This window comes from Streptomyces sp. 2A115 (assembly GCF_052245575.1).
GTDB lineage: Bacteria > Actinomycetota > Actinomycetes > Streptomycetales > Streptomycetaceae > Streptomyces.
The window spans coordinates 46807-68463 of the sequence record NZ_JBQQCG010000035.1 but is presented as its reverse complement, the minus strand read 5'-3'; the positions used below and the strand labels follow the sequence as shown (position 1 = coordinate 68463).

Sequence of the window (21657 nt, the reverse complement as noted above, 5' to 3'; positions counted from 1 at the left end):
TTCTGGACCTCCTCGACGAGTACCGGATACCGGCGACGTTCTTCGTCCCGGGTGGACCGCCGAGATCTGGCCGGACCGTACGGGGAGCATCGTCGAGCGGAGCCACGAACTCGGCCACCACGGCTATATGCACGAGTTGTACTACTCCAAGAGCATCGACGAGCAGCGCGATCAACGACCCTGAACACCTACCGTTTCGGATCAATAGGGCCCCAGGCGCGTCGCTCCACCAAGTGGTCGCAGGTCAGGTCGCGAAACACATGCCGGATCCGCGCAGAGCTCCCCCATTCCGCGGAGCCGGAAGGTCGGTTAACGGCCGCGGCGGGCGCCGGACCTGTTCATGCGAGGGAGACGATGACGGACTTCGTCCTTGTGTACGCCTCCAGCGCTTCCGGGCCGGATTCGCGTCCGTGGCCCGACTGTTTGACGCCGCCGAAGGGCATCGCGGGATCCAGCATGGCCCAGTCGTTGACCCAGACGATGCCGGCGTCGAGTCGCGCGGCAACGCGGTGGGCGCGGGCCACGTCTGAGGTCTGCAACCCGGCGGCCAGCCCGTACGGTGTGCTGTTCGCGAGGGCGATGGCCTCTTCCTCGGTGTCGAAGGACTGGACGGTCAGAACCGGGCCGAAGATCTCCTCCTGGACGGTGCGGGCGTCGTTGTCCAGGCCGGCGATGACGGTGGGATGGTAGTAATAGCCGCCGTTGAGGTGCAGTCGCTCTCCGCCGACGACGATTCGGCCGCCGTCCTCGACAGCGGATTTCACGTATCTCTCGACGTTCTCGACGTGCCGCTCGCCGGCCATCGGCCCGACGACGGTGGCCGGGTCGAAGGGGTCGCCGACAGGGACCCCCGCAACCGCGTCGGCGAGGATCCCGAGCACCGCGTCGTGCAGGGTCCGGTGGACGAGCAGCCGGGGCCCGCCCATGCAGAACTGGCCGGTGTTGAAGACGAAGCCCTTGATGATCGTGCCGATCGCCTTCGCCACGTCGACATCCTCGAAGACGATGTGCGGCGCGTTGCCGCCCAGCTCCATGGTCACGGGCTTGAGCAGTTCACCGGCCGTGCTCGCCGCCAGGCGGCCGACTCTCGTCGACCCGGTGAAGGCGATCTTGTCGACGCCGGGGTGACGCACCAGCGCCTCGCCGAGCACGGGACCACTTCCGGTGATGACGTTCACGACCCCTGCGGGGACTCCGGCGTCGGAGAGGATCTCTGCCATCAGCAGCGCGCTGAGCGGAGTCTCGTCGGCCGGTTTGTGGACAAGGGTGTTGCCGGCCGCCAGCGCGGGGGCGAACTTCGACGTGCTCAGGATCAGCGGGAAGTTGAACGGGGTGATCGCCCCCACGACACCGATGGGTTCCCGGCGGGTGTAGGCGTGCGAGGGGATCGGGATCTGCCGGGTCGTTCCGTCAAGAGTCTGCGCCAACGCGGCGTAGTACTCGTACGTCTCGGCCACGGTCTCCACGTCCACGCCCCGGCTGAACGAGATGGGCTTGCCGACGTCGAGGCTCTCCACCGCGGCGATCTCGTCGCCCCGCTCACGTACGAGGGCGGCCACCCGATGCAGCACGCGGGCGCGCTCGCGGGCCGGGGTCCGGCGCCAGGGTCCTTCGTCGAAGGCCTCGCGAGCGGCGGCCACCGCGGCATGGAGATCGGCGCCGTCTGCCTCCGCGACCGAGGTGACAACTCTGCCGGTGGACGGGTCGACGACATCGCGCCGTTCCTTCGACTCCGCGTCCCGCCATGCTCCGCCGATGAACAGCCTGCCGGGTTCGATGTGCGGCCGCTGCACGTTCATGATCCGCTCGCCTTCTCGGTGCGGCTCGCGGCCGCCTCCGTGCCGACACCGATCGCGCCACTGCGACCGGCGGGTTTTCGGATGATGACGGGCATCCTCCGCCGGGCACAGGGGGCGGGAGGCGATCGGGCGAAGTGGGGACGGATGACGTACACCGGTCACGACATTCAGGCCTCCGGGTCCCAGTCGGTCGTCGGGTGGCTGCCGCGCCTTCGCCTGCTTCCCGTCTCCGGGGAGTCCGCTGTCCTCCGGCCCGGCGAGGAGAGTCAGGACATTCGTCGCTGGGGCGATGTTCTTGAACTCTAAATAATTGAGCGCGGGCGCCAAGTGGAACCGGCGCACAGCGATTTCCGAGGAAGGAAGTTCCATGACCCGTTCTCTCTCACGCAGGCAGCTTCTCGGCGCCGGCACAGCGCTCGGGGCGACAGCCCTGGTCGGCGGTACGGCACAGGCCTCCCCGGCCTCCCCGCGCAGCGCCATACCTTGGCCTGCGGAGTTCCCGTTGCCCAACGGATGGGGGCCGGAAGGTGTCGCGATCGGCTTCGGGCCGTACGCCTACTTCGGATCGATCGCCACCGGCGGCGTCTACCGGGTGGACCTGGCAAGCGGCCGGGGCAGGGTGGTCCACGAAGGCCTGGGGCGTCAGACGGTCGGGCTGAAGGCGGACGCTCGGGGGCGGCTGTTCCTGGCGGGTGGCAGCAGCGGTGAACTGCGCGTCGTCGACGCCCACAGCGGTGCGCTGATCGCTGCCCACGCGGTCGGCGGGCAGGACAGTTTCGTCAACGACGTGGTGCTCACCCACGACGCCGCCTGGTTCACCGAATCCTTCGGCGCACGGCTCTACAAGTTGCCGCTGGGCAAGAACGGGCGCCTCGGCCGGCCGGAGACCCTCGCGTTGAGCGGTGACTGGGTACAGTCCGGTTTCACCTCCAACGGCATAGCGCCCACCTCCGACGGCAGCGCTCTGCTCGTCACCAACGCGGCCGTGGACGGGGGCTCGCTGATGCGTGTCAACCCCCGCACCGGCGTAGCCCGCAAGGTCGACCTGGGTGACACCACACTGCCCAGTGGCGACGGACTGGTACTCATCGGCCGCACGCTCTACGTCGTCCAGCCGAACTCCAACCAGGTCGACGTGATCCGGCTCAACCGGTCGGGATCGCGGGGCACCGCGATCGACGTGATCAGGGACGACCGCTTCGACCTGCCCACCACGGCCGCCGCCTACCAGGGCCGCCTGTACCTTCCCAACTCGCGCTTCACCACCCCGGACCGGGATGAGAACACGCCCTACAACGCGGTGTCCGTGCCCCTGGTGTGACGTACGGCTGCTCGCGTGACGTACGGCCAGAGGTAATGGCTGGGTCCCGGTCCGCTTCCGCGGGCCGGGACCCAGCCATGCGTGCCGCTATCCGTGCACCGTGATGGTGTGCGGTTCGGTGAAGGAGAGCAGGCCCTCCGGGCCCATTTCGCGTCCGATGCCGCTCTGGCGGAAGCCACCGAAGGGGGCCCGGTCGTCGCACGCGACGGCGTTGGCGTGATTGATCCAGGTGGTGCCGGTCCGCAGCCTCTCCGCCAAGGCGGCCGCGCGGGCGGGGTCGGCGCTCCAGACCGAGGAGCACAGCCCCGACCAGTCATTGTTGACCTGGTCCAGTACGGAATCGACGTCGTCGAAGGGCAGGATCGGCAGAGCGGGGCCGAACTGCTCCTCGGTGACGATCCGCAGGCCGGGATCGGGATCGACGACGAGTGCGGGGCGCAGGAAGTGCCCTCCGGCGGAGACGGCGCCGGGGGCCAGGGTGCCCAGTTCACGGATCTCGGCTCCGGCGTCGGCCGCCTCGGCCAGCATGGCGGCGACCTTGTCGCGCTGGGCGGCGCTGTTGAGCGGGCCCATGGTCGAGGCGGGATCGGCGCCAGGGCCCACGTGCTGAGTGGCGAGGGCGGCGGCGAGCGCGTCGACGAGTTCGTCGTAGCGGGACCGGTGGACGTACAGCCGCTTTACCGCCATGCAGACCTGGCCGCTCGTCAGGAACACGCCCTGGACGAGCCGTCCGATGTGCTCCTGGTCGAGGTCGGCGTCGTCCAGGACGATCGCGGGGTCGTTGCCGCCGAGTTCGAGCGTCACCGCAGCCAGGTTCTGTGCGGCGGCGGCCATGATGTGCTTGCCGGCGGCCGTGCTGCCGGTGAACACGATCTTCCGGACTCGGGGATCGGTGAGCAGGGGGGCGACCGCTTCGTTCGTGCCGGTCACGACGTTCAGCACTCCGGCGGGGAGTCCCGCGGCGAAGAGTTCCAGGGTGCGGACCATGGCCAGCGGCACGGTGGGCGGCGGCTTGACCACGACGGTGTTCCCGGCCAGCAGGGCGTACGGCAGGCTCGCGCCGAGGATCGCGATCGGCCAGTTGAACGGCACGATGATGGTGACGACGCCCATGGGCAGCCGGTGGATGTGCGAGGTCAGCGGCGGGCCGTCGAGGCGCCGTACCTGGTCGAGGGAGTCGACCAGTTCCATCGCCGCCCGGGTCCGCGCGACGAAGACCCCCATCTCGATCTGGCTCTCGAAGGCGATCTTGCCGTTCTCGCGGGTCATCAGCGCCGCACGCTCGGCCGCGCTGTCGTCGAGCAGGGTGAGCGCCTGGCCGATGATCTCCGCTCGCCGGCGGGCGGGCGTCGCGGCCCAGCCGGGGAACGCCGCGTCCGCGGCCGCCACCGCCGAGCGGGCCTGGTCGGAGGTCGCCGCGGCGGCATGGCCGACGATCCGGTCGGGGGCGGCCGGGTCGTGGACGGCTGCCCAGTTGTCGGTCTCGACGGTCTTGCCGTCGATGAACAGTCCGGTCCGAACGGTCTCCGCCCGGCTCTCCGATGGTTCTGTTTCGAGTTTCTCGGACATGCGGCTCTCCAAGCGATCAAGTGGAAGAAGGGCTGAGAACCGTGCACAGAACGCCGAGTGCACGTGGAACGTTCACTGAGTCATGATCAACGGACAGATATCCGCATGACGGACAGAGGAAGTCAGAGTCACCTCGCGCGCACGGACGCGTCAACACCTCGGCCGCGAGAAGCCCAGTAAGACCGCCCTGTCCGCATCACGGACGCCCGCTAGGCTGAGGCCGGTACCGCAGCCGGACCGCAGCGGAGGAGTCACGTGCCACGCCCGGGAGCAGGACCGGACTTCATCGAGGCGCTGGCCCGGGGTCTGGAGGTCATCGCCGCGTTCCGGCCCGGGCAGCCCCAGATGTCGCTGTCCCAGGTGGCCGGCGCGACCGGACTCGCCAGGCCGACCGCCCGCCGGATCCTGCTCACCCTCGAGGAACTCGGCTATGTCCGCTCGGGCGAGACGGGGTTCGCACTGACCCCGAAGGTGCTCGAACTCGGGGTCGCCTACGTGCAGTCCATGGGTTTGTGGGACATTGCGCGGCCCCATATGGAACGGCTGGTGGAGCGGACCAACGAGTCGTGCTCCGTGGCCCAACTGGACGGATCGGACATCATCTACGTCGCCCGGGTGGCCGTCCCCAAGCTGGTGACCCTGTCGGTGCGGATCGGAACGCGTTTCCCGGCCTTGCAGACCTCCTTGGGCAAAGTGCTGCTCGCGGCTCTGTCGGCCGATGAACTGGCGCGGGTGCTCGCCGAACCTTCGCGCTCGGGGGTGACGCCGCGCCGGCAGCCCGACCGGGAGGAATGCGACACGGTCCTGCGGGAGGTGCGGGCCCGCGGATGGGCCCTGACCGATGAACAGTTGGCGCTCGGCATCCGGTCGGTTGCGGCCCCGTTGCGGGACGGCTCCGGCCGGGTCATCGCGGCCCTCAACGTCAACTGCCACGCGGCCGAGACATCGGTCGAGCGGCTCATCGAGGCACACCTGCCGCTGCTGCTGCAATCCGCCGGAGACATCAGCGCGGACTTCGCCCGCACCTCCGCGGTACCGCACACCTGAGACGACCGACCCGCAAACAGACACCCGGCCGGCCCGCGCCACGCATGCACGAGGGCCGTCACGCATGCTCGATGGCTTCGAGATCGAGCGGCGTGGGCCTGAATTCCTGCAGCCGGTCCGCATAGGCACCGGCGAACAGCTCACCGACCGACTCGGTGGTCCAGCCGCCCGGCCGGAACCGCTCCTCGACTTCGCCGGGGTGCGTCCACAGAGCGATCCGGTCGCCCCCGGCCGCGATGGCCTGTCCGGTGACGTGGGCCGACTCCTTCGACGCCAGGTACACGATCACCGGTGCGACATCGTCCGGCGATCCCAGGCCCTGTCGCCGGGCCGCCTCGGGAACCGGCTCCCCCGCGTCGACCTTGGCGACCAGGTCCCCGAGAGTGGGGATGGTCGCGACCATGCGGGTCAGCGCGGTCGGCACGATCGCGTTGACGGTGACGTCGATCTTCGCGAGCTCGATGGCCCAGGTACGTGTCATCGCGACGATCGCCCCCTTGGAGGCCGAGTACGCGGTCTGGCCGAAGCTGGCGCGCTGTCCCGCGGGCGATCCCACCAGGATGAGCCGGCCGCCCTCGCCCTGTTCGCGGAAGCGGGCCGCCGCGGCACGGCCGCAGGTGAACGTACCGCGCAGGTGGCTGGTGACGACGAGGTCGAAGTCGTCGTCGGTGGTGTTGCGCAGGGTCCTGTCGCGCAGCGCGCCGGCGTTGCTGATCATCACGTCGAGGCGGCCGAACTCGTCGACCGCGCGCCGCACCAACGCGTCGGCGAACTCGGAACCGCCGACCGCGCCGACATGGGCGACTGCCGCTCCGCCCGCGCCCGTGATCGCGCCGGCCACCTCCTCGGCCACCTCGGCGTCCAGGTCGTTCACGACAACGGCGGCGCCCGCCGCCCCCAGTGCGCGTGCATAGGCCCGTCCCAGGCCTCGGCCCGCACCCGTCACAATGGCGACTCGGCCGTCGAGCATGATGTCCTCCTGAGCTGGGAGCCGGTACAGCGACTCCCTGAGCGTAGGAATGCCAGGGTCCGCAGGGATCCCGCCGATGACGGCACCTGCCGTCGACCTGTGTCCCGGCCGGTCCGGGACATCCGTCGCGGTCGGCACGGCGATCGCCCCCCATGACACGACCCGCCACGGCAGTCAGCCGCGCGGCGGCACCAGTCCCTGCCGTACGGCGAGCAATGCGGCCTGGGTCCGTGACGTGAGCCGGAGTTTGCGCAGCACGTTGCTCACGTGTGTGCGGGCGGTGCGCTCGCTGATCACCAGTTCGTCGGCGATCTGCTGATTCGACCGCCCTTCGGCGACAAGGACGAGGACATCGCGTTCCCGGCCGGTGAGCGAGGCGAGGCCGGTCGGCGGAGAGACGATCTCCCGGGTGAGTCCCCTGGCAACCGCGGGGTCGAGGAAGACCTCGCCGCAGGCGGCCGCGCGGATCGCGGCGACCACTTCGCCCGCTTCGGCGTCCTTGAGCAGGTAGCCGGCGGCGCCCTGCTCCAGCGCGGCGTGGACGCGTTCCATCTCGCCGAAACTGGTCAGCACCACGACCCCGACCTCCGGGTGGCGCTCCTTGATCATCCCGATCGCCGTCACACCGTCCAGCTTCGGCATCAGCAGGTCGATCAGCACCACGTCCGGAAGTTCCCGATGTCCTGCCATCGAGTCCAGCCTGGTGAGCGCCTCCTGCCCGTCCGCGGCTTCCGCGGCCACCTCCATGTCGTCCAGGACCTCGAGATAGGCGCGGATTCCGCGGCGTACGACGGCATGGTCGTCGACGATCAGCACTCGGATGGCGCGGGGCCCGGCGCCTTCCTGAGCGGCACCGCCGGTGGGTCGCTCCGGGAACCGTCGGAGGCCGTGGGAGGCGGCTCCGGCACCCGTACGGGGAGGGGAATGACGATCCGCACGGTCGTACCGCTCTTCGCGCGGGATCTGATCCTCATGGTGCCGCCCCATCGCTCCGCCCTCTCCCGCATGGTCGTCAGTCCGTAGCCGTAGCCGTGGTCCCAGGCAGTACCGGCCGTTCGGCCGCCCTCCCCGCCCTCCCCGTCCGGCGGGGTCCCTCGCTCGCCGGGTTCCGGCAGTCCGCGACCGTCGTCGCGGACGCTCGCGGTCAGTGTGTGGTCGCGTACACCGAGGCGGATGGTGACAGTGGTGGCCTCAGCGTGCTTGACCACGTTGTGGATGGCCTCCGCGACGATCCGGTACATGTCCTCGGCCCGTTCCGGTTCGACATCCGTCACTTCCTTTCCGCACAGCAGCCGGATGCCGAGACCCGTCCGGTTCTCGGTGCTCTTGACGAGCGCGCTGACCGCGTCTTCCAGCCCGAGCCGAGTGGAGGAGGACGGGCGCAGTTCGTGCACCATCGCCCGGAGGTCGGCGCGAACGGTCTGCGAGAGCGCTCCGATCTCCTCCGCGAAGGCCCGGACGGCCTCCGCGGGGACCGGTCCGCCGCGCGCACCCAGTACTCCCAGGGCGTTGGCCTGCATGCCGATGGAGAACACCTGCTGGACGATCGAGTCGTGCAGATCGCGGGCCAGGCGCCGGCGTTCGTTGCGACGGGCCCCTTCGCGCTCGCGCTGCAGGAGCGCGGCGTAGTCGACGGCAAGGGCGGCCTGCTCCGCCATGGCGGCGAGGAATTCGAGGGTCCGGCCGCCGATCTCCTGGCCGGGGGCGAAGTACGCGTTCAGCACGCCTTCGGGACGGCCGCGGGCCATCAGCGGGACGCTGACGAAAGAGTCCCAGTTCAGCTCACCGAGGTAGGCGTGCAGCGGTTCCCAGGCCGGGTCCGCGAGGATCTGGGACCACCGGTGAGGGACGACGATCGGCTCGCGCTCCCTCAAGGCGTCCAGCATGCTCAGCCGGGCGCCCCGGTCCTGGCACTCCAGCAGACGGTCGAGGAACGCGTCCCAGTGCCGCAGCCCCGCTGAGCCCATCAGCCGCAGTTCCCGGCCCGTGCCGTCCAGGATGAGGATCTGCGCGCCGGCCAGGCCGTCGGCCTGAACGATCTGCTGGGCCACGGCGTCCAGGGTCGAGCCGAGCGACCCCTCCGCGGCCAGTGCGATCGATGTCTGGGCTATCGCCGCGATCCTGCGCTGCCGATGCCGTTCGTCGGTCACGTCGCGGAACGACACGATCGTGAACTTCGGGTCGGCCGGCAGGCCGCGGGCCCGGTAAGCGAACTCGCGCCGGGTTCCGGAGGCGGGCATCCAGTGGGCCACCTGCTCGTCCGACTGGTACTCCAGCAGCCCCACCTGACACGTGGCGGCCCCCTCCCCCTGCGCGAACGGGGCTGACATGCCGAGCAGGTCGGTCTCCTCACCCGCGCCGCACAGCGCGACCGCCGCCGGGTTCAGCCGGACGAAGCGGCCCGCGCAGTCCAGGACCGCGAGACCGTCCGGTGCGACGGCGGCGACATCGTCCCAGCCCACGAGCGGCGGCGGCGAACCGGACATGACCGATCTCCTCATCATCGTCATCGTTGACGAGCGACGAACCCAGCCCCGAAGACCGCCGTGCGACGGCGACACGTCGAGGCGTCGGCAGATCGGGCGGCCGGTGCGCGGACGGGGGCGACCCACGGTCGGCCAGAGCATCCTAGCCCGGTGGATTCGGGGCGGGTCTACGTCATTCGACCTGTTCATCGCCCGGTATTCGACCTGCCCGCCGCCCGGTCGAAGCGCCGGGCCGGTTGAGTCATTGCGCGCGTTCCCGCGAGGAGACCCGCTGTCTACCTTGAGGAGGGCACCCGTGGATCCGGCGTACTCCCCCGCTGGATCCGCGGGGCACCCGAGAGCTGCGTACGGCCGCACGGTCCGGCCAAGCCCCCGAGGACGAGGAGGTCTGAGGTATGGACGTGTCCATCGGCACGATCTGGGAGGCGGTCTCCCGTGCGCTGCCCGATGCCGTCGCCGTCGCCGAGGCCGGTCGTGAGACCACCTACCGGGAGTTCGACGAGCGCGCGTCGCGGCTGGCCGCCGCGCTGGAAGCGGCCGGGGTGCGCGAGGGCGACACCGTGGCCTGCTACCTGTTCAACGGTTCCGCCTACCTGGAGACGGTCTTCGCCGCCTTCAAACTCGGCGCCGTCCCGGTGAACGCCAACTACCGCTACACCGGTGAGGAGCTCTCCGAACTCCTCACCGACGCCGACGCCGTCGCGCTCGTCTTCAGCGGCGCCCTGGCCGACCGGGTCACGCACGCCGCCGGACACGTCCGCACGCTGAAGCTGCTCGTGCGGGCGGGTGATCCGCCGGCCGACGGCCCGGCTGGGCCCGACGTGCCCGAACTGGAGGAGCTACTGACGGCGCACGCGCCGCGCGAGCCGCAACGACGGCCCGGAACGGACCAGCTGTTCATGTACACCGGCGGGACCACCGGCAAACCCAAGGGCGTCATTTGGCAGCTGAGCGACCTGCTGCGCGCCCACGTGGTCCCGTACTACCACCCGCTCGGAGTCACCGAACTCCCCGCGAGCCTCGACGAGGCCGTGGCCATCGCCGTCAAGGCACGCCACGAAGGCCGCGCGCCGACCACCATGCCCGTCGTACCCCTGATGCACGCCACCGGGCTGTTCAACACCATGGGCGCCCTGATGACGGGCGGCCGGGCGGTCACGGCACGATCGGGCGGCCTCGACCCGGAACACGTCTGGCACATGATCGCCGAGCAGCAGGTGGACACGGCGATCATCGCGGGCAACGCCGTGTGCCGCCCGCTCGTCGACGAACTCCTGCGGGCCGAGAAGGCCGGGACGCCGCACGACCTGCGCTCGTTGCGCAGGATGATCAGCTCCGGCACCGCACTCAGCGATCCCCTCAAGAGAGCGCTGCACGAACGTGCCGACGTCACGATCACCGAAGCCATCGCATCGAGCGAAGGGGGCCCCTTCGCCTTCGCGATCACCTCCTCGGTAGCGGATCTGCCCTCGCGTTTTCGCCCCGTGCCCGCGACACGGGTGATCGGCTCCGATGACCGCTTCCTCGAACCCGGCAGCGACGAGACGGGCGTCCTCGCCTACTGCGGGCCCATGCCGCTCGGCTACTACAAGGACACCGACAAGAGCGCGAAGGCGTACCGCACCATCGACGGGGTCCGGTACGCGATCCCCGGCGACCTGGCTCGAATCGAGGCCGACGGCGCGATCCGTTTCCTCGGGCGCGGTTCCGGCGTGATCAACACGGGCGGGGAGAAGGTGCACCCCCAGGAGGTGGAGAGCGTCCTGCTCACGCATCCCGGTGTGACCGACTGCGTCGTCGTCGGCGTCCCCGACGAGACCTGGGGCGAGCGTGTGGCAGCCGTCGTCGCGGTCCCGCCGGGCACCGCCGTCACCGGCGAGGACCTGCGCGACTGGGCCCGGCGGAGCCTCGCCGGCTACAAGGTGCCGCGTTCCGTCGTCCTCACGGATGCCCTGCCGCGGACCCCGACCGGCAAGCTCGAAGTCGCCTGGGCCAGGAAGACGGCTCAGGACTCCGACGCGGCCGGAACCTGACGGTCGCCGAGCACACCCTCTTTCCGCAAGCCCCAAGGAGCCCCGATGCCCCCCGACACCTCCAGCCCGTCCCAAGGGTCGCTGCTGGTGATCAGCGCCCACGCCGGTGACTTCGTCTGGCGGGCCGGCGGCGCCATCGCGCTGGCCGCCGAACGCGGTCAGCGCGCCAAGGTGCTGTGCCTGAGCTTCGGCGAGCGCGGGGAGTCGGCCCGCGCCTGGCGGGACGGCCTCGGCCTCGACGAGATCAAGGAGCTGCGCCGCACGGAGGCTTCGAGTGCCGCCGCGGCGCTGGGCGCGGAGATCGAGTTCCTGGACGCCGGGGACTACCCGCTCGTCGAGACCCCGGAGCTGGTGGACCGCATCGTCCGGGTCTACCGCGACATCGACCCCGCCGTCGTGCTCACCCACCCGCCGGCCGACCCGTACAACGGCGACCACCCGGCGGCCTCCCGGATGGCGCTCCAGGCACGCGTGCTCGCGCAGGCGATCGGCTACGAGGCGCCCGGTGAACCCCTCGGCGCTCCCCCGGTGTTCTTCTTCGAGCCGCACCAGCCGGAGCAGTGCGACTTCAAACCGAACGTCCTGCTGGACATCACCCCCGTCTTCGACAAGAAGCGCAAGGCGATGGAGTGCCTGGCCGCCCAGCAGCACATGTGGGACTACTACACCGACCTCGCCAAGCGCCGGGGCGTACAGCTGAAGCGGAACGCGGGCCCGAATCTGGGCCTGACGCACGCGACCATGGCCGAGGCGTACGTACGGCTCTACCCGGAGACGACGGGGACCCTGGCATGACGGCGGAGGCGGCGGAGAGCGCGGAGGCGATGGAGAGCACCGTGGAGCAGTCCGGGGTGACCCACGTCTGGGTTCCCTTCCGCGACACGTCCCTCTACGTGGCCTTCCCGGACGGGGGCGACGGGACGCCGGGTCGGCAGGTCCTGTTGGCCGGTGCCGTGTCGCGGGGCGAGGTCACCCAGGACGCCCGCTACGGCAAGCCGTTGTGGCGCGTCGACGCCCGCGACCTGCACACCGTGGTCGAGGCCCTGTGGAGCACCGGCCGTCCGGTGCGGATCCACCTCGACCAGTCCCCCGCGGGCCGCACGGCCGACTGACCCGCGACGGATGACGTATCCCGGCCACGACCATGTGCCGCCGGGCTCCGGTCATCCGAGCGATGACCCCGCGTTCCACGGCACATAGCGTCGATCGCGTACCCCGTGCCCCCTGGCCGACCGCGGTCGCGACGATCCGACCGGCAGTGCTGAGGAGATGATCGATGACGGACCCGTCAGCCGCTGTCCTGGACACGCTCACCACCACCGAAGCCGGAACCGCCTCGCGGCACGAGGTCGGATTCGACGGCACCCTCGTCGTGCTGTCCCGGCGGAACGTGGCGGACGGAGTCGTGTCACTCGAACTCGGGCCGCGCTCCGGCGAAGGGGAGGGGGGAGGTGAAGGGGAACCTCTGCCGGCCTGGCAGCCGGGAGCGCACATCGACGTCGTCCTGCCCACGGGCATCACCCGGCAGTACTCGCTCTGCGGGCCGGCGGGACACACCTCACGTTGGCGCATCGCGGTGTTGCGGGAGCCCGACGGACGCGGCGGATCGCAGTGGATCCACGACAACGTCCACGCGGGCACAGAACTCCGGGTGCGCGGTCCGCGCAACAACTTCCCGCTGCGGCCCGCGGCGCGCTACCTCTTCATCGGCGGCGGCATCGGCATCACCCCGCTGCTCCCGATGATCGCCGAGGCCGAGGCGGCGGGGGCCGACTGGGCACTGCTCTACGGCGGCCGGACGCACGCGTCCATGGCGTTCCTGGCCGAACTGGAGCCGTACGGCGAACGCGTCGACGTACGGCCGCAGGACCAGCACGGTCTGCCCGATCTCGCCGGCTTCCTCGGCGATCCCGATCCTTCCGCCCTTGTCTACTGCTGCGGCCCGGCAGGGCTGATCGACGCGGTCGAGGCACGCTGCGCGAAGTGGCCGACGGGGTCCCTGAACGTGGAGCGGTTCGCCGCGGTGACCGGGCAGCGGCCCGTCGGCGAAGAGAACGAACCATCGATCGAAGTCGAGCTGCGGGCATCGGGGGTGACGCTGACCGTTCCGCCGGAGCTGTCGGTCCTCAAGGCCGTGGAGGAGGCGGGCGTTTCGGTTCTGTCCTCCTGCGAGGAAGGCATCTGCGGTTCCTGTGAGACCGCTGTCATCGAGGGCGAGGTCGACCACCGCGACTCCCTGCTCACCGAGGAGGAGCGGGCCGCGGGCGACACGATGCTGATCTGCGTCTCCCGTGCGCGCGGCGGACGTCTCGTCCTGGACCTCTGACTCTCCGTACCCGCATGACGAGACCCCATGAGACATGAAGAGACCTCATGAGAAGCGACCTCATGAAGAAAGGAGCTGCTGCCATGTCCCAACACGTGCGCAACGGCTGGTACTTGGGAGCCTGGTCCGACGAAATCGGCCGGACGCTCAAGCAGCGCTGGATCACTGACATGCCGGTCTGCTTCTACCGGCTGCCCGACCAGACCGTCACCGCCGTCGAAGACCGCTGCCCCCACCGCAAGTACCCCTTGTCGCTGGGTCACTTGGACGAGGAGGGCACGCTCCAGTGCGACTACCACGGCTACCGCTTCGACGGCCGGGGCGTGTGCGTCGGGGTCGCCGAGCAGACCGACCGGCCCAAGGCGGCGCTGCGCCGGTTCCCGCTGGTCGAGCGGGACGGAGTCATATGGATCTGGCCCGGCGACCCGGAGCTGGCCGACGAGAGCCTGCTGCCCGACACGTCGTGGCTGAACGATCCGCAGTGGACCCATGTGCACGGGGTCGTTCCGCTCAAGGCCCGGCACCTGCTACTCCTGGAGAACCTGCTCGACCTCACCCACGAGACGTTCCTGCACCCGACGAGCATCGGCAACGCCGCCGTCGCCGCCACCCCGATCGACGTGACCGTGGACGGCGACCGGGTCGGTTTCAGCCGTCGCATGGTCGGCATCGAGGCTCCTCCCTTCTACGAGAAGTCCTGCGGCCTGACCTCGCCGGTGGACCGCTGGCAGGACGGCGAGTTCCACCCCCCGGGCGTCTTCATCCTCCACATCCGCGTGGCGGCCACCGGCACCGAGGAACCGGAGGGCTTCCACATGCGGGTGATGTACGGGATGACGCCCGCGCGCGGCAACGAGACGCACGACTTCTACGCCCTGGGCCGCGACTACCTCATCGACGACGAGGAGTTGACGACGTTCCAGCACGAGCAGCAGCTCGCCGTGATGCAGGAGGACGTCGACGCTCTGGAGGCACAGGAGTTGATGTACGCCACCGACCCGGGCGGCACCGCCGAGTCCAGTATCAAGTCCGACCTCGCCGCGCTCCGGGGTCGCCGCGCGCTGATGAAGATGCTCGCCCGCGAACAGCGTGAACAGCAGGGCGACCGCACACAGCGCACCAGGGAGTCCGTATGAGCGTCTTCGTCCTGCTCCACGGAGCCTGGCACGGCGGCTGGGTGTGGCAGCGCGTGACACCGCTACTGCGGGCGGCCGGACACGAGGTGCACTCCCCCACGCTGACCGGGGTGAGCGACCGTGCCCATCTGCTCGGTCCGCAGGTCGGGCTCGGCACGCACGTCCAGGACGTCGTGTCGCTGATCGAGGCCCACGATGCCCGGGACGTCGTACTGGTCGGGCACAGTTACGCCGGCCAGGTCGTCACCGGGGTCGCGGACCGGATCCCGGAGCGGTTGGCGAAGCGGGTGCACCTCGACGCCTTCGTCGGCGACGACGGCGACGCGGCGATCGATCTGCTCCCCGCCCGTATCGCCGGGCACTACCGGGAGTCCGTGTCCGGACCCGGCTTCGGCTGGCTGATTCCGGTGCGCTCGCTGAGCGTGCTCGGAGTCGAGGAGCAGTCGGACCTCGACTGGCTCGGCCCCCGGCTGACTCCGCACCCGTGGCTGACCTACACCGAGCCACTGCGGCTCACCGGCAAGGCGGACCAGGTTCCCGGTGCCTTCATCGAATGCACCGACTGGATGCGGGTGTTCACCCCGCACGCCGAACGGGCCACCGCCCGCGGGTGGCCGGTCCACGAGATCGCCACGGGGCACGAGGCCATGGTCACGGCCCCCGTCGAACTGGCCGAACTGCTGCTGCGGATCGCGGCAGGGTGACCCGACCGTTGAGAGGACGCCGTATGGAATTCCTCGTCCGCACCGAGAACACACTGCCCCCGGACACCCCCGACGACGTCCGCGAGGCCCTGCGCAAGGGCGAGCGGGAACGGGCCATGCAGCTCCGCGAGGCAGGAATCCTCAAGCGGCTGTGGCGGGTCCCGGGGCGCAACGCCACCATCGGCCTGTACGAGGCGGCCGATCCGGCGGAGCTGCACGACGCCCTGGTCTCGCTGCCGATGTGGAAGTGGATGGACATCACCGTGGAAGCGCTCGCCACCCACCCGCAGGAGAAGGCGCCATGACCGGCCCGGACGGCACCGGGCCACGGGTCGCGGTGGTCACGGGCGCCGCCGGCGGCCTCGGACTCGCCATCGCCCGCAGACTGGCCGCGGACGGATTCACCGTCGCCGCACTGGACATCGCCGAACCGGAACGGGACGGACCAGACGCACCGGACGGCACGAACGGCCTTGCCGGAGTGCGGAGTTGGCGCTGCGATGTCAGCGACCCGGCCGCGACCCGCCACACAGTGGACGAGATCGCAGGGGCCCACGGCGGCGGTATCGACGTACTGGTCAACAACGCAGGCCTGCTGTCCGGCCGGGCCGGTCTGCTGGAGACGACCCCGCAGGAACTGCACCGCTTCTTCGACGTCAACGCCGTCGGCCCACTGCTCATGGTCCAGGCGTGCGCACCCTGGCTGCGCAAGAGTCCGCTCCGCGGCCGGATCATCAATGTCGCCTCCCGCACCTTCTTCACGGGTTCGACAGGCCAGATCGCCTACGTGGCCAGCAAGGGCGCGCTCATCGGCATGACCCGGGTCATGGCGCTCGAACTGGGCGAGTACGGGATCACGGTCAACGCGGCGGCGCCCGGGCAGGTCGCGACCCCTGGCACCAGGGCGCACTCCGACAACGAGGTGTTCACCGCGACCATGCGCCGGCAGGCGATCAAGGAGTTCGTCACCCCGGAGCACTTCGCGGGGCTCGTCTCCTATCTCGCCTCGCCGGACGCGGCGATGGTCACCGGCCAGACCTTCGTCTGCGACGGCGGGGGCCTCCTTCACTGACCGGCGCGGCAGAACAAGGGAAAGGGAAGGGAGAGGAACGGGATGTCCAGCACCACACCCCAGGTCCCCGGCACCTACGTCTTCGACGCCGCCGAGAGCCGCCGCGGCCGAGCCCTGAACCGGCTGTGCGGATCCCTGAAGGACGCCGAGAACCGCGCGCGGTTCAAGGCCGACGAAGCCGTGTACTGCCATGCGTACGGGCTTGACGCACAGCAGCGAGACGCCGTCCTGAGACGGGACTGGACGCAAATGATGGAGCTGGGCGGCTCCATCTTCTACGTCTTCAAGCTCGCCGTGCTCGACCAGAAGTCCATGCAGTACCTCGGCGGGGTGTTCACCGGCATGACCACCGAGGAGTTCGCGGACACGTTGAAAGCGGGAGGGCGGAACTTTGGCTGAGGTGATCTGGGGACTGGCCACCTCGCACGTACCGTCGATCGGTGCGGCCATGGACCACGGGAAGACCGAGGACCCGTACTGGAAGCCCCTGTTCGACGGGTACGCACCGGCGAGGGAGTGGATGGCCCGGCACACCCCCGATGTCGCGGTCGTCATCTACAACGACCACGCCAACGCCCTGGACATGAGCATCACCCCGACCTTCGCGCTCGGGACGGCAGGCTCGTACCGAGTGGCCGACGAGGGGTGGGGCAGCCGCCCTGTTCCGGTCGTCCGCGGCGCCCCGGAGTTCTCCGACCACCTCGTCGAGGGCCTGATAGATGCCTCCTTCGACATCACCGTCTATCAGGAACTCGACGTCGACCACGGTCTGACCGTGCCCCTGTCCGTGTACTGCCCCGATCCCGGGCAGAGTTGGCCGTGTGCGGTCGTTCCCCTCCTGGTGAACGTCATCCAGTACCCCCAGCCCACCGCCGCGCGGTGCCTGGCCCTCGGCCGCGCGCTCGGTGAGACGATCCGGTCCTTCCCCGAGGACCTCAAGGTCGCCGTCTTCGGCACCGGAGGCATGTCCCACCAACTCGCGGGCGCCCGCGCGGGACTGATCAACCAGGACTTCGACCGGATGTTCCTCGACGCGATCGAGCACGACCCCGAGAAACTGGCCGCGCTGACCCGCGAGGAATACATCCGCGAGGCCGGCTCCGAGGGCATCGAGCTGATCATGTGGCTGATCATGCGCGGCGCGCTGGGCCCGCGGCTACGCCGTGTGCACGAGACCTACCATGTGCCCGCGTCGAACACGGCGGCCGGGATGGTGTTGTTCGAGAACCAGGTCCCTTGAGTCGCCCCGTCCGCACACGCGTGCCGACCGCACACACGTCAGCCCGCGCGGTACCGGAGCCCGTCGAACAGCAGGTCGAGCATGCGGCCCGCCCGGTCGCGCAGCTCCTTGTCACTGGTGATCAGCAGGACGCCACCGAGGCTGAATCCGACGTCGAGGGGGTCCACGTCCGAACGCAGGACGCCCGCTTCGGCTCCGGCCTCCAGCAGCGTGCTGATGGCCGTGCTGATCCGGTCGAGGCTCTCGGCGAACGGATCCGCGCCGGAGGCGACGACGGCCCGCAACGCTTCCGCCATGCCGTCCTTGGTGGCCAGGTAGTCGAAGAACCTGTCCATCCACAGCCGCATCGCCTTGTCGGGCGGGAACTCCGCGAGCAACTCCGCGGCGCTGTCGCAGACTCGGGCGAGTTCGTTGCGGTAAGCGGCCTCGACCAGCGCCTCACGGGTGGGGAAGTGCCGGTAGAGCGTACCGATGCCCACACCGGCCGCCCTGGCGATGGCTTCGAGCGACGCGTCCGAGCCCCGCTCGGAGAAGGCGTGCACCGCGGCGTCGAGCAGTCGCTGCCGGTTGCGCAGCGCGTCAGCGCGTGGTCCGCGTGTGTTGGCGGTCACAGCTTTCCTTCCTTCTGGACAATCGGAGGGTCCTCCGTTTAGAGTCGAGCCAAATCGGAGGTCCCTCCGGTTCGGAGCTTAGCAAACGGGGAGTGCCGCGAGACATGTCCACGAGGGCACTAGTCACCACCTCGTTCACCGTCCGGTCCACGGCCGCCGAAGTCATCACGGGCATTGACCTCACGGGCCGCCGCGCAGTCTTCACCGGAGGCGGGCCCGGCATCGGCGAGGACGCCGATCCGGCGTCCGTGCGCAGGCCCGTGGCGGAGCCGCAGGGGCCGCTGCACATCCTCGTCAACAACGCGGGGTGATGGCTACTCCGGAGATCCGGAGGCCGCGGGCATGCTCAAAACCCGGGGCAATCCATAAGCAAGTACTTGAAACTTCAGTTGAATTTCCCAACACCTCAGGAGAACGCGATGGCGGGCAGATTCCGCAGGCACTGGAAGCGCTGGCTGATCGCCGGCGTGGCGACCGTCGCCGTACTGACCACGGCCGGTCCGTATCTCTACATCAACTACATCCAGGACGACCCACCAGCCGCGCTGTCACTCGACAGTCCACCGACCACGCCGGAGAGCACCTCCGGCTCCGGCTCCGGCTCCGGCTCCGGCGAGCAGGCGAGTGGGAGCGTCGAGGGCGCGTGGCGGGTCGGCGGCGGTTCGCAGGCCGGCTACCGCGTCGACGAGGTCCTCTTCGGCCAGAACGTCACGGCCGTGGGCCGTACCGAAGAGGTCACCGGAGACCTGGAGATCGAGGGCACCCGGGCTGCCAGCGGGAGCTTCACCGTCGACCTGGCCTCGGTGCGGAGCGACTCCGACCAGCGCGACGGCCAGTTCCGCGGCCGGGTCATGAACACCGAGCGGTACCCCAACGCCACCTTCGAGCTCACCGAGCCCGTGGACTTCGGCTCGGTGCCGGACGTGAACAAAGAGGTCACCGGCGAGGCCACGGGCGATCTGACCATCCACGGCCAGACCAACTCCGTCACCTTCGACCTCACCGCCCAGCGCACCGCCGACGGCTTCCGCGTGAACGGCTCGATCCCCGTCACCTTCGCCGACTACGGCATCGACGCACCGAACTTCGGCGGGATCACCGTCGAGGACAAGGGATCCATCGAGTTCCTCCTCGCCTTCACCCCCGCGTGATCCGAACCACCAGATCCCACCCCCTCTTCGCCCCACAGCATCGGAGAACACGTCATGCGCAGCACTTTCCTGTCCCGTAGGGCCGTCGCCACCCTGGTGGCCGCGGCGACCGTCGGAGCCATGGCCGGCATCGCCCCCGTCGCCACCGCCTCCGCCCCTGCACACGGCGGGGCCTCCGCGGGCACGTGGCAGACAAGCCCCCACACACAGGAGCGCAACAAGCGCGTCGCCGTCCACGTGCTCAAGCAGCTCTTCGAGCACGGCGACCTGTCGGCCGCCGACCGCTACATCCGCTCCGACTACATCCAGCACAACCCCAATGCGGCCAACGGCACCGAGGCACTCAAGGACTTCGTCCGCTTCGAGACCGCGCGGTACCCGGACCTGAAGTACAACGTCAAGCGGGTCCTCGCCCAGGGCGACATGGTCATCGTCCACGGAAACGTGGTCAACGAGCCCGGCACCCGCGGCGTGGCCCTGGTCGACATGTTCCGCTTCGACCCGAAGAGCCACATGATCGCCGAGCACTGGGACATCCTTCAGGACGTGCCGGCGACCACCGTCAACGGCAACGACATGTTCGGCACGGTCAGCCGGCCGCGGACGAACCAGCCCGGCCCGCGCTGGCAGACGGCCCTCAGCGAGAAGGTGGCGACCGGCTACTTCGACACGCTCCTGGTCGACAAGAACCCGGACGCGGTGCGCTACCTGGCTCCGGAGTACCACCAGCACAACCCCACCATCCCCAGCGGCTCGGCCGGTCTGCGCGAGCAGTTCACGCAGTTCTTCCAGCAGTTCCCCGGGCTGATCGTCGAGCGCAAGCGGGTCATCGCCGAGGGCGACATGGTGGCCATCCACGCCCACTACCGCCTCACACCCGAAGACCGCGGCCAGTCCGTCGTGGACATCTTCCGCGTCAAGAAGCAGAAGAACGGGCAGCTGAAGATCGTCGAGCACTGGGACGTCCTGCAGGACGTGCCGGCGACCTCCGCCAACGACAACACCATGTTCTGAGCCAGTCCCGCCACGCGCGCTTGATTTAGCCATCAACCATGCACCCAGGTGACCGCTGTACGGACACTTGTCGGTACAGCGGTCGGGCCGGAAATGAATCAAGAAGATTCCACGGCCTTCGTGACGGAGGACAATCTCAACTTCCACGCCGATCCGGAGGCGGCCCGCTACGTCACCGAGTCCGGTGTGCCGCTGCGTATCGTCGGGCTTGACGTCACCCGCAAGGCTCTCACGCCCCTCGCCGACGCCGACGCGCTCGTCGCCGACGGCTCGCCCGTGGCCTCGGCCGCCGGGCGGATGCTGCGCCACCTCGTCGAGCGCTACGCCCGACGCCACAAGGTGCGCGCCTGTGCCGTGCACGACGCGCTCGCCGTGGCCGCCGCGGTCCGCCCGGATCTTCTGGAGTGGACGGACGCGTGGGTGACCGTGGAGTGCACGGGCGAGTTCACCCGCGGCGCCCTGGTCGCCGATGTGCACGGGCGCACTGGGCTGCCGCCCAACGCGCGCGTGGCGACCGGCGTGGACGCGCAGGCGTTCCGGACGTTCCTCAGGACGCGGCTCCTCGACCGCTATGGCACGAACCCGGACGGCGCGCACGCGTCGGACCTGGACGACATGAACGCGTCGTGCTCGTACGGGTGGTCGACCGGGCGTGGGAGGAGCCCGTCGTCACGGTGTCCGGGGGCTGACTGCGGCCGTGCGGGACGCAAGGAGGGCCGGCACCTGATGGTGCCGGCCCTCCTCATGCGATCAACTGCGGCAGGTCAGGCCTGCCGGGCGATGCGTGATTACAGCGGGCGGACGCGCGACGCCTGCGGACCCTTGGGGCCCTGCACGACGTCGAACTCCACGTGCTGGTTCTCCTCGAGGCTACGGAAGCCCGAGCTGTCGATCTCCGAGTAGTGCACGAAGACGTCCGGTCCGCCCTCGGCCTGGGCGATGAAGCCGAAGCCCTTCTCGGCGTTGAACCACTTGACGGTTCCCTGAGCCATTTCTTGCTCCTTACAGGGGCTGGGTGAGGAGACCCGCACCATGCGAAATCCCCGGCCGGTTCACGACGCGGCTCCTCCAGCAACCTGAAGGCAAGCTTCGCGCCCGCAACATCGTTCTCTGCGAGCATGCGACTGACACAAACACACACAAAAACTGCGACCAGTCCGTGCAACGAGGCCGCCGCC

22 protein-coding genes and 1 pseudogene are annotated in these 21657 nt (G+C 69.7%); 16 read left to right on the top strand and 7 right to left on the bottom strand.

Translation table 11 applies throughout. From position 1 onward, the window contains the following. Positions 1 to 338: 338 nt before the first annotated feature. Positions 339 to 1799, bottom strand: coding sequence for an aldehyde dehydrogenase family protein (locus ACTWQR_RS27840; protein ID WP_443229912.1), 1461 nt, complete (start codon positions 1797 to 1799; stop codon positions 339 to 341). 367 nt (positions 1800 to 2166) lie between these two features. Between ACTWQR_RS27840 and ACTWQR_RS27835 the strand changes: the two genes are divergently transcribed. After that, the gene (locus ACTWQR_RS27835; RefSeq protein ID WP_443229911.1) at positions 2167 to 3120 is read left to right on the top strand and encodes a superoxide dismutase; all 954 of its coding nucleotides are present in this window, start codon (positions 2167 to 2169) and stop codon (positions 3118 to 3120) included. 87 nt (positions 3121 to 3207) lie between these two features. On the opposite strand, the gene ACTWQR_RS27830 is transcribed toward ACTWQR_RS27835, so the two are convergent. Beyond that, on the bottom strand, positions 3208 to 4689 hold the full coding sequence (locus tag ACTWQR_RS27830) for an aldehyde dehydrogenase family protein (protein WP_443229910.1): 1482 nt from the start codon (positions 4687 to 4689) through the stop codon (positions 3208 to 3210). Positions 4690 to 4944: 255 nt separating this feature from the next. Between ACTWQR_RS27830 and ACTWQR_RS27825 the strand changes: the two genes are divergently transcribed. After that, positions 4945 to 5736, top strand: a complete 792-nt coding sequence (locus tag ACTWQR_RS27825) for an IclR family transcriptional regulator domain-containing protein (protein ID WP_443229909.1) — start codon at positions 4945 to 4947, stop codon at positions 5734 to 5736. A 58-nt stretch (positions 5737 to 5794) separates the two neighbouring features. Here the strand turns inward: ACTWQR_RS27825 and ACTWQR_RS27820 are convergent, their stop codons facing one another. The 3 genes from ACTWQR_RS27820 to ACTWQR_RS27810 form a co-directional block, all read right to left on the bottom strand. Beyond that, positions 5795 to 6706, bottom strand: a complete 912-nt coding sequence (locus ACTWQR_RS27820; RefSeq protein WP_443229908.1) for an SDR family NAD(P)-dependent oxidoreductase — start codon at positions 6704 to 6706, stop codon at positions 5795 to 5797. Positions 6707 to 6880: 174 nt separating this feature from the next. Then, positions 6881 to 7522, bottom strand: coding sequence for a response regulator (locus tag ACTWQR_RS27815; protein WP_443229907.1), 642 nt, complete (start codon positions 7520 to 7522; stop codon positions 6881 to 6883). Next, a complete protein-coding gene (locus ACTWQR_RS27810; RefSeq protein ID WP_443229906.1) occupies positions 7516 to 9192 on the bottom strand; it encodes an ATP-binding protein in 1677 nt (558 codons plus the stop codon). Before ACTWQR_RS27810 ends, ACTWQR_RS27815 begins: the two co-directional genes overlap by 7 nt. Positions 9193 to 9587: 395 nt before the next feature. Between ACTWQR_RS27810 and ACTWQR_RS27805 the strand changes: the two genes are divergently transcribed. The 10 genes from ACTWQR_RS27805 (at position 9588) to ACTWQR_RS27760 (ending at position 17703) form a co-directional block, all read left to right on the top strand. Beyond that, the gene (locus tag ACTWQR_RS27805) at positions 9588 to 11225 is read left to right on the top strand and encodes an AMP-binding protein (protein WP_443229905.1); all 1638 of its coding nucleotides are present in this window, start codon (positions 9588 to 9590) and stop codon (positions 11223 to 11225) included. 45 nt (positions 11226 to 11270) lie between these two features. After that, on the top strand, positions 11271 to 12020 hold the full coding sequence (locus ACTWQR_RS27800; protein ID WP_443229904.1) for a PIG-L deacetylase family protein: 750 nt from the start codon (positions 11271 to 11273) through the stop codon (positions 12018 to 12020). Further along, on the top strand, positions 12017 to 12337 hold the full coding sequence (locus ACTWQR_RS27795; RefSeq protein ID WP_443229903.1) for a hypothetical protein: 321 nt from the start codon (positions 12017 to 12019) through the stop codon (positions 12335 to 12337). The genes ACTWQR_RS27800 and ACTWQR_RS27795 overlap by 4 nt, the downstream gene beginning before the upstream one ends. 164 nt (positions 12338 to 12501) lie before the next feature. Next, complete coding sequence (locus tag ACTWQR_RS27790) at positions 12502 to 13551, top strand: PDR/VanB family oxidoreductase (RefSeq protein ID WP_443229902.1); 1050 nt, start codon at positions 12502 to 12504, stop codon at positions 13549 to 13551. 83 nt (positions 13552 to 13634) lie between these two features. Next, positions 13635 to 14687 (top strand): Rieske 2Fe-2S domain-containing protein, encoded by a 1053-nt coding sequence (locus tag ACTWQR_RS27785; RefSeq protein WP_443229901.1) that lies wholly within the window; start codon positions 13635 to 13637, stop codon positions 14685 to 14687. Further along, positions 14684 to 15391 carry an alpha/beta hydrolase gene (locus ACTWQR_RS27780; RefSeq protein WP_443229900.1) on the top strand — a complete coding sequence of 236 codons (708 nt, stop codon included), beginning with the start codon at positions 14684 to 14686 and terminating at the stop codon, positions 15389 to 15391. Before ACTWQR_RS27785 ends, ACTWQR_RS27780 begins: the two co-directional genes overlap by 4 nt. 23 nt (positions 15392 to 15414) lie before the next feature. Then, positions 15415 to 15696 (top strand): muconolactone Delta-isomerase family protein, encoded by a 282-nt coding sequence (locus ACTWQR_RS27775; protein ID WP_398400868.1) that lies wholly within the window; start codon positions 15415 to 15417, stop codon positions 15694 to 15696. After that, a complete protein-coding gene (locus ACTWQR_RS27770; protein WP_443229899.1) occupies positions 15693 to 16463 on the top strand; it encodes an SDR family NAD(P)-dependent oxidoreductase in 771 nt (256 codons plus the stop codon). The genes ACTWQR_RS27775 and ACTWQR_RS27770 overlap by 4 nt, the downstream gene beginning before the upstream one ends. Before the next feature lie 42 nt (positions 16464 to 16505). Continuing rightward, on the top strand, positions 16506 to 16862 hold the full coding sequence (locus tag ACTWQR_RS27765) for a protocatechuate 3,4-dioxygenase (protein ID WP_443229898.1): 357 nt from the start codon (positions 16506 to 16508) through the stop codon (positions 16860 to 16862). 1 nt (position 16863) lies between these two features. Further along, complete coding sequence (locus ACTWQR_RS27760; protein WP_443229948.1) at positions 16864 to 17703, top strand: class III extradiol dioxygenase subunit beta; 840 nt, start codon at positions 16864 to 16866, stop codon at positions 17701 to 17703. 38 nt (positions 17704 to 17741) lie between these two features. Here ACTWQR_RS27760 and ACTWQR_RS27755 read toward each other — a convergent pair whose 3' ends face one another. Further along, entirely contained in the window at positions 17742 to 18314 is a 573-nt protein-coding gene (locus ACTWQR_RS27755) for a TetR/AcrR family transcriptional regulator (protein ID WP_443229897.1), read from the bottom strand. A gap of 104 nt (positions 18315 to 18418) precedes the next feature. Here ACTWQR_RS27755 and ACTWQR_RS27750 point away from each other — a divergent pair, with 104 nt between their 5' ends. The 4 genes and pseudogenes from ACTWQR_RS27750 to ACTWQR_RS27735 form a co-directional block, all read left to right on the top strand. Then, positions 18419 to 18625 carry a hypothetical protein gene (locus ACTWQR_RS27750; protein WP_443229896.1) on the top strand — a complete coding sequence of 69 codons (207 nt, stop codon included), beginning with the start codon at positions 18419 to 18421 and terminating at the stop codon, positions 18623 to 18625. A gap of 108 nt (positions 18626 to 18733) precedes the next feature. After that, a complete protein-coding gene (locus ACTWQR_RS27745) occupies positions 18734 to 19465 on the top strand; it encodes a YceI family protein (protein WP_443229895.1) in 732 nt (243 codons plus the stop codon). Between the two features lie 54 nt (positions 19466 to 19519). Beyond that, positions 19520 to 20479: a nuclear transport factor 2 family protein gene (locus ACTWQR_RS27740; RefSeq protein ID WP_443229894.1), complete on the top strand. Its 960-nt coding sequence runs from the start codon at positions 19520 to 19522 to the stop codon at positions 20477 to 20479. Between the two features lie 93 nt (positions 20480 to 20572). Next, positions 20573 to 21007: pseudogene (locus ACTWQR_RS27735) on the top strand (nucleoside hydrolase); the annotation flags it as partial. 260 nt (positions 21008 to 21267) lie between these two features. On the opposite strand, the gene ACTWQR_RS27730 reads toward ACTWQR_RS27735, so the two are convergent. Beyond that, on the bottom strand, positions 21268 to 21471 hold the full coding sequence (locus tag ACTWQR_RS27730; protein ID WP_443229893.1) for a cold-shock protein: 204 nt from the start codon (positions 21469 to 21471) through the stop codon (positions 21268 to 21270). Between the last annotated feature and the right edge of the window lie 186 nt (positions 21472 to 21657).

What these genes read in the sequence shown, in the direction of transcription:
- ACTWQR_RS27785 (WP_443229901.1), top strand. Translation starts at nt 13,635, where the DNA reads ATGTCCCAACACGTGCGCAACGGCTGGTACTTGGGAGCCTGGTCCGAC.
- ACTWQR_RS27810 (WP_443229906.1), bottom strand. Translation starts at nt 9,192, where the DNA reads ATGTCCGGTTCGCCGCCGCCGCTCGTGGGCTGGGACGATGTCGCCGCC.
- ACTWQR_RS27800 (WP_443229904.1), top strand. Translation starts at nt 11,271, where the DNA reads ATGCCCCCCGACACCTCCAGCCCGTCCCAAGGGTCGCTGCTGGTGATC.
- ACTWQR_RS27750 (WP_443229896.1), top strand. Translation starts at nt 18,419, where the DNA reads ATGTCCACGAGGGCACTAGTCACCACCTCGTTCACCGTCCGGTCCACG.
- ACTWQR_RS27835 (WP_443229911.1), top strand. Translation starts at nt 2,167, where the DNA reads ATGACCCGTTCTCTCTCACGCAGGCAGCTTCTCGGCGCCGGCACAGCG.
- ACTWQR_RS27745 (WP_443229895.1), top strand. Translation starts at nt 18,734, where the DNA reads ATGGCGGGCAGATTCCGCAGGCACTGGAAGCGCTGGCTGATCGCCGGC.
- ACTWQR_RS27765 (WP_443229898.1), top strand. Translation starts at nt 16,506, where the DNA reads ATGTCCAGCACCACACCCCAGGTCCCCGGCACCTACGTCTTCGACGCC.
- ACTWQR_RS27805 (WP_443229905.1), top strand. Translation starts at nt 9,588, where the DNA reads ATGGACGTGTCCATCGGCACGATCTGGGAGGCGGTCTCCCGTGCGCTG.
- ACTWQR_RS27775 (WP_398400868.1), top strand. Translation starts at nt 15,415, where the DNA reads ATGGAATTCCTCGTCCGCACCGAGAACACACTGCCCCCGGACACCCCC.
- ACTWQR_RS27730 (WP_443229893.1), bottom strand. Translation starts at nt 21,471, where the DNA reads ATGGCTCAGGGAACCGTCAAGTGGTTCAACGCCGAGAAGGGCTTCGGC.
- ACTWQR_RS27770 (WP_443229899.1), top strand. Translation starts at nt 15,693, where the DNA reads ATGACCGGCCCGGACGGCACCGGGCCACGGGTCGCGGTGGTCACGGGC.
- ACTWQR_RS27740 (WP_443229894.1), top strand. Translation starts at nt 19,520, where the DNA reads ATGCGCAGCACTTTCCTGTCCCGTAGGGCCGTCGCCACCCTGGTGGCC.
- ACTWQR_RS27830 (WP_443229910.1), bottom strand. Translation starts at nt 4,689, where the DNA reads ATGTCCGAGAAACTCGAAACAGAACCATCGGAGAGCCGGGCGGAGACC.
- ACTWQR_RS27795 (WP_443229903.1), top strand. Translation starts at nt 12,017, where the DNA reads ATGACGGCGGAGGCGGCGGAGAGCGCGGAGGCGATGGAGAGCACCGTG.
- ACTWQR_RS27790 (WP_443229902.1), top strand. Translation starts at nt 12,502, where the DNA reads ATGACGGACCCGTCAGCCGCTGTCCTGGACACGCTCACCACCACCGAA.
- ACTWQR_RS27780 (WP_443229900.1), top strand. Translation starts at nt 14,684, where the DNA reads ATGAGCGTCTTCGTCCTGCTCCACGGAGCCTGGCACGGCGGCTGGGTG.
- ACTWQR_RS27820 (WP_443229908.1), bottom strand. Translation starts at nt 6,706, where the DNA reads ATGCTCGACGGCCGAGTCGCCATTGTGACGGGTGCGGGCCGAGGCCTG.
- ACTWQR_RS27840 (WP_443229912.1), bottom strand. Translation starts at nt 1,799, where the DNA reads ATGAACGTGCAGCGGCCGCACATCGAACCCGGCAGGCTGTTCATCGGC.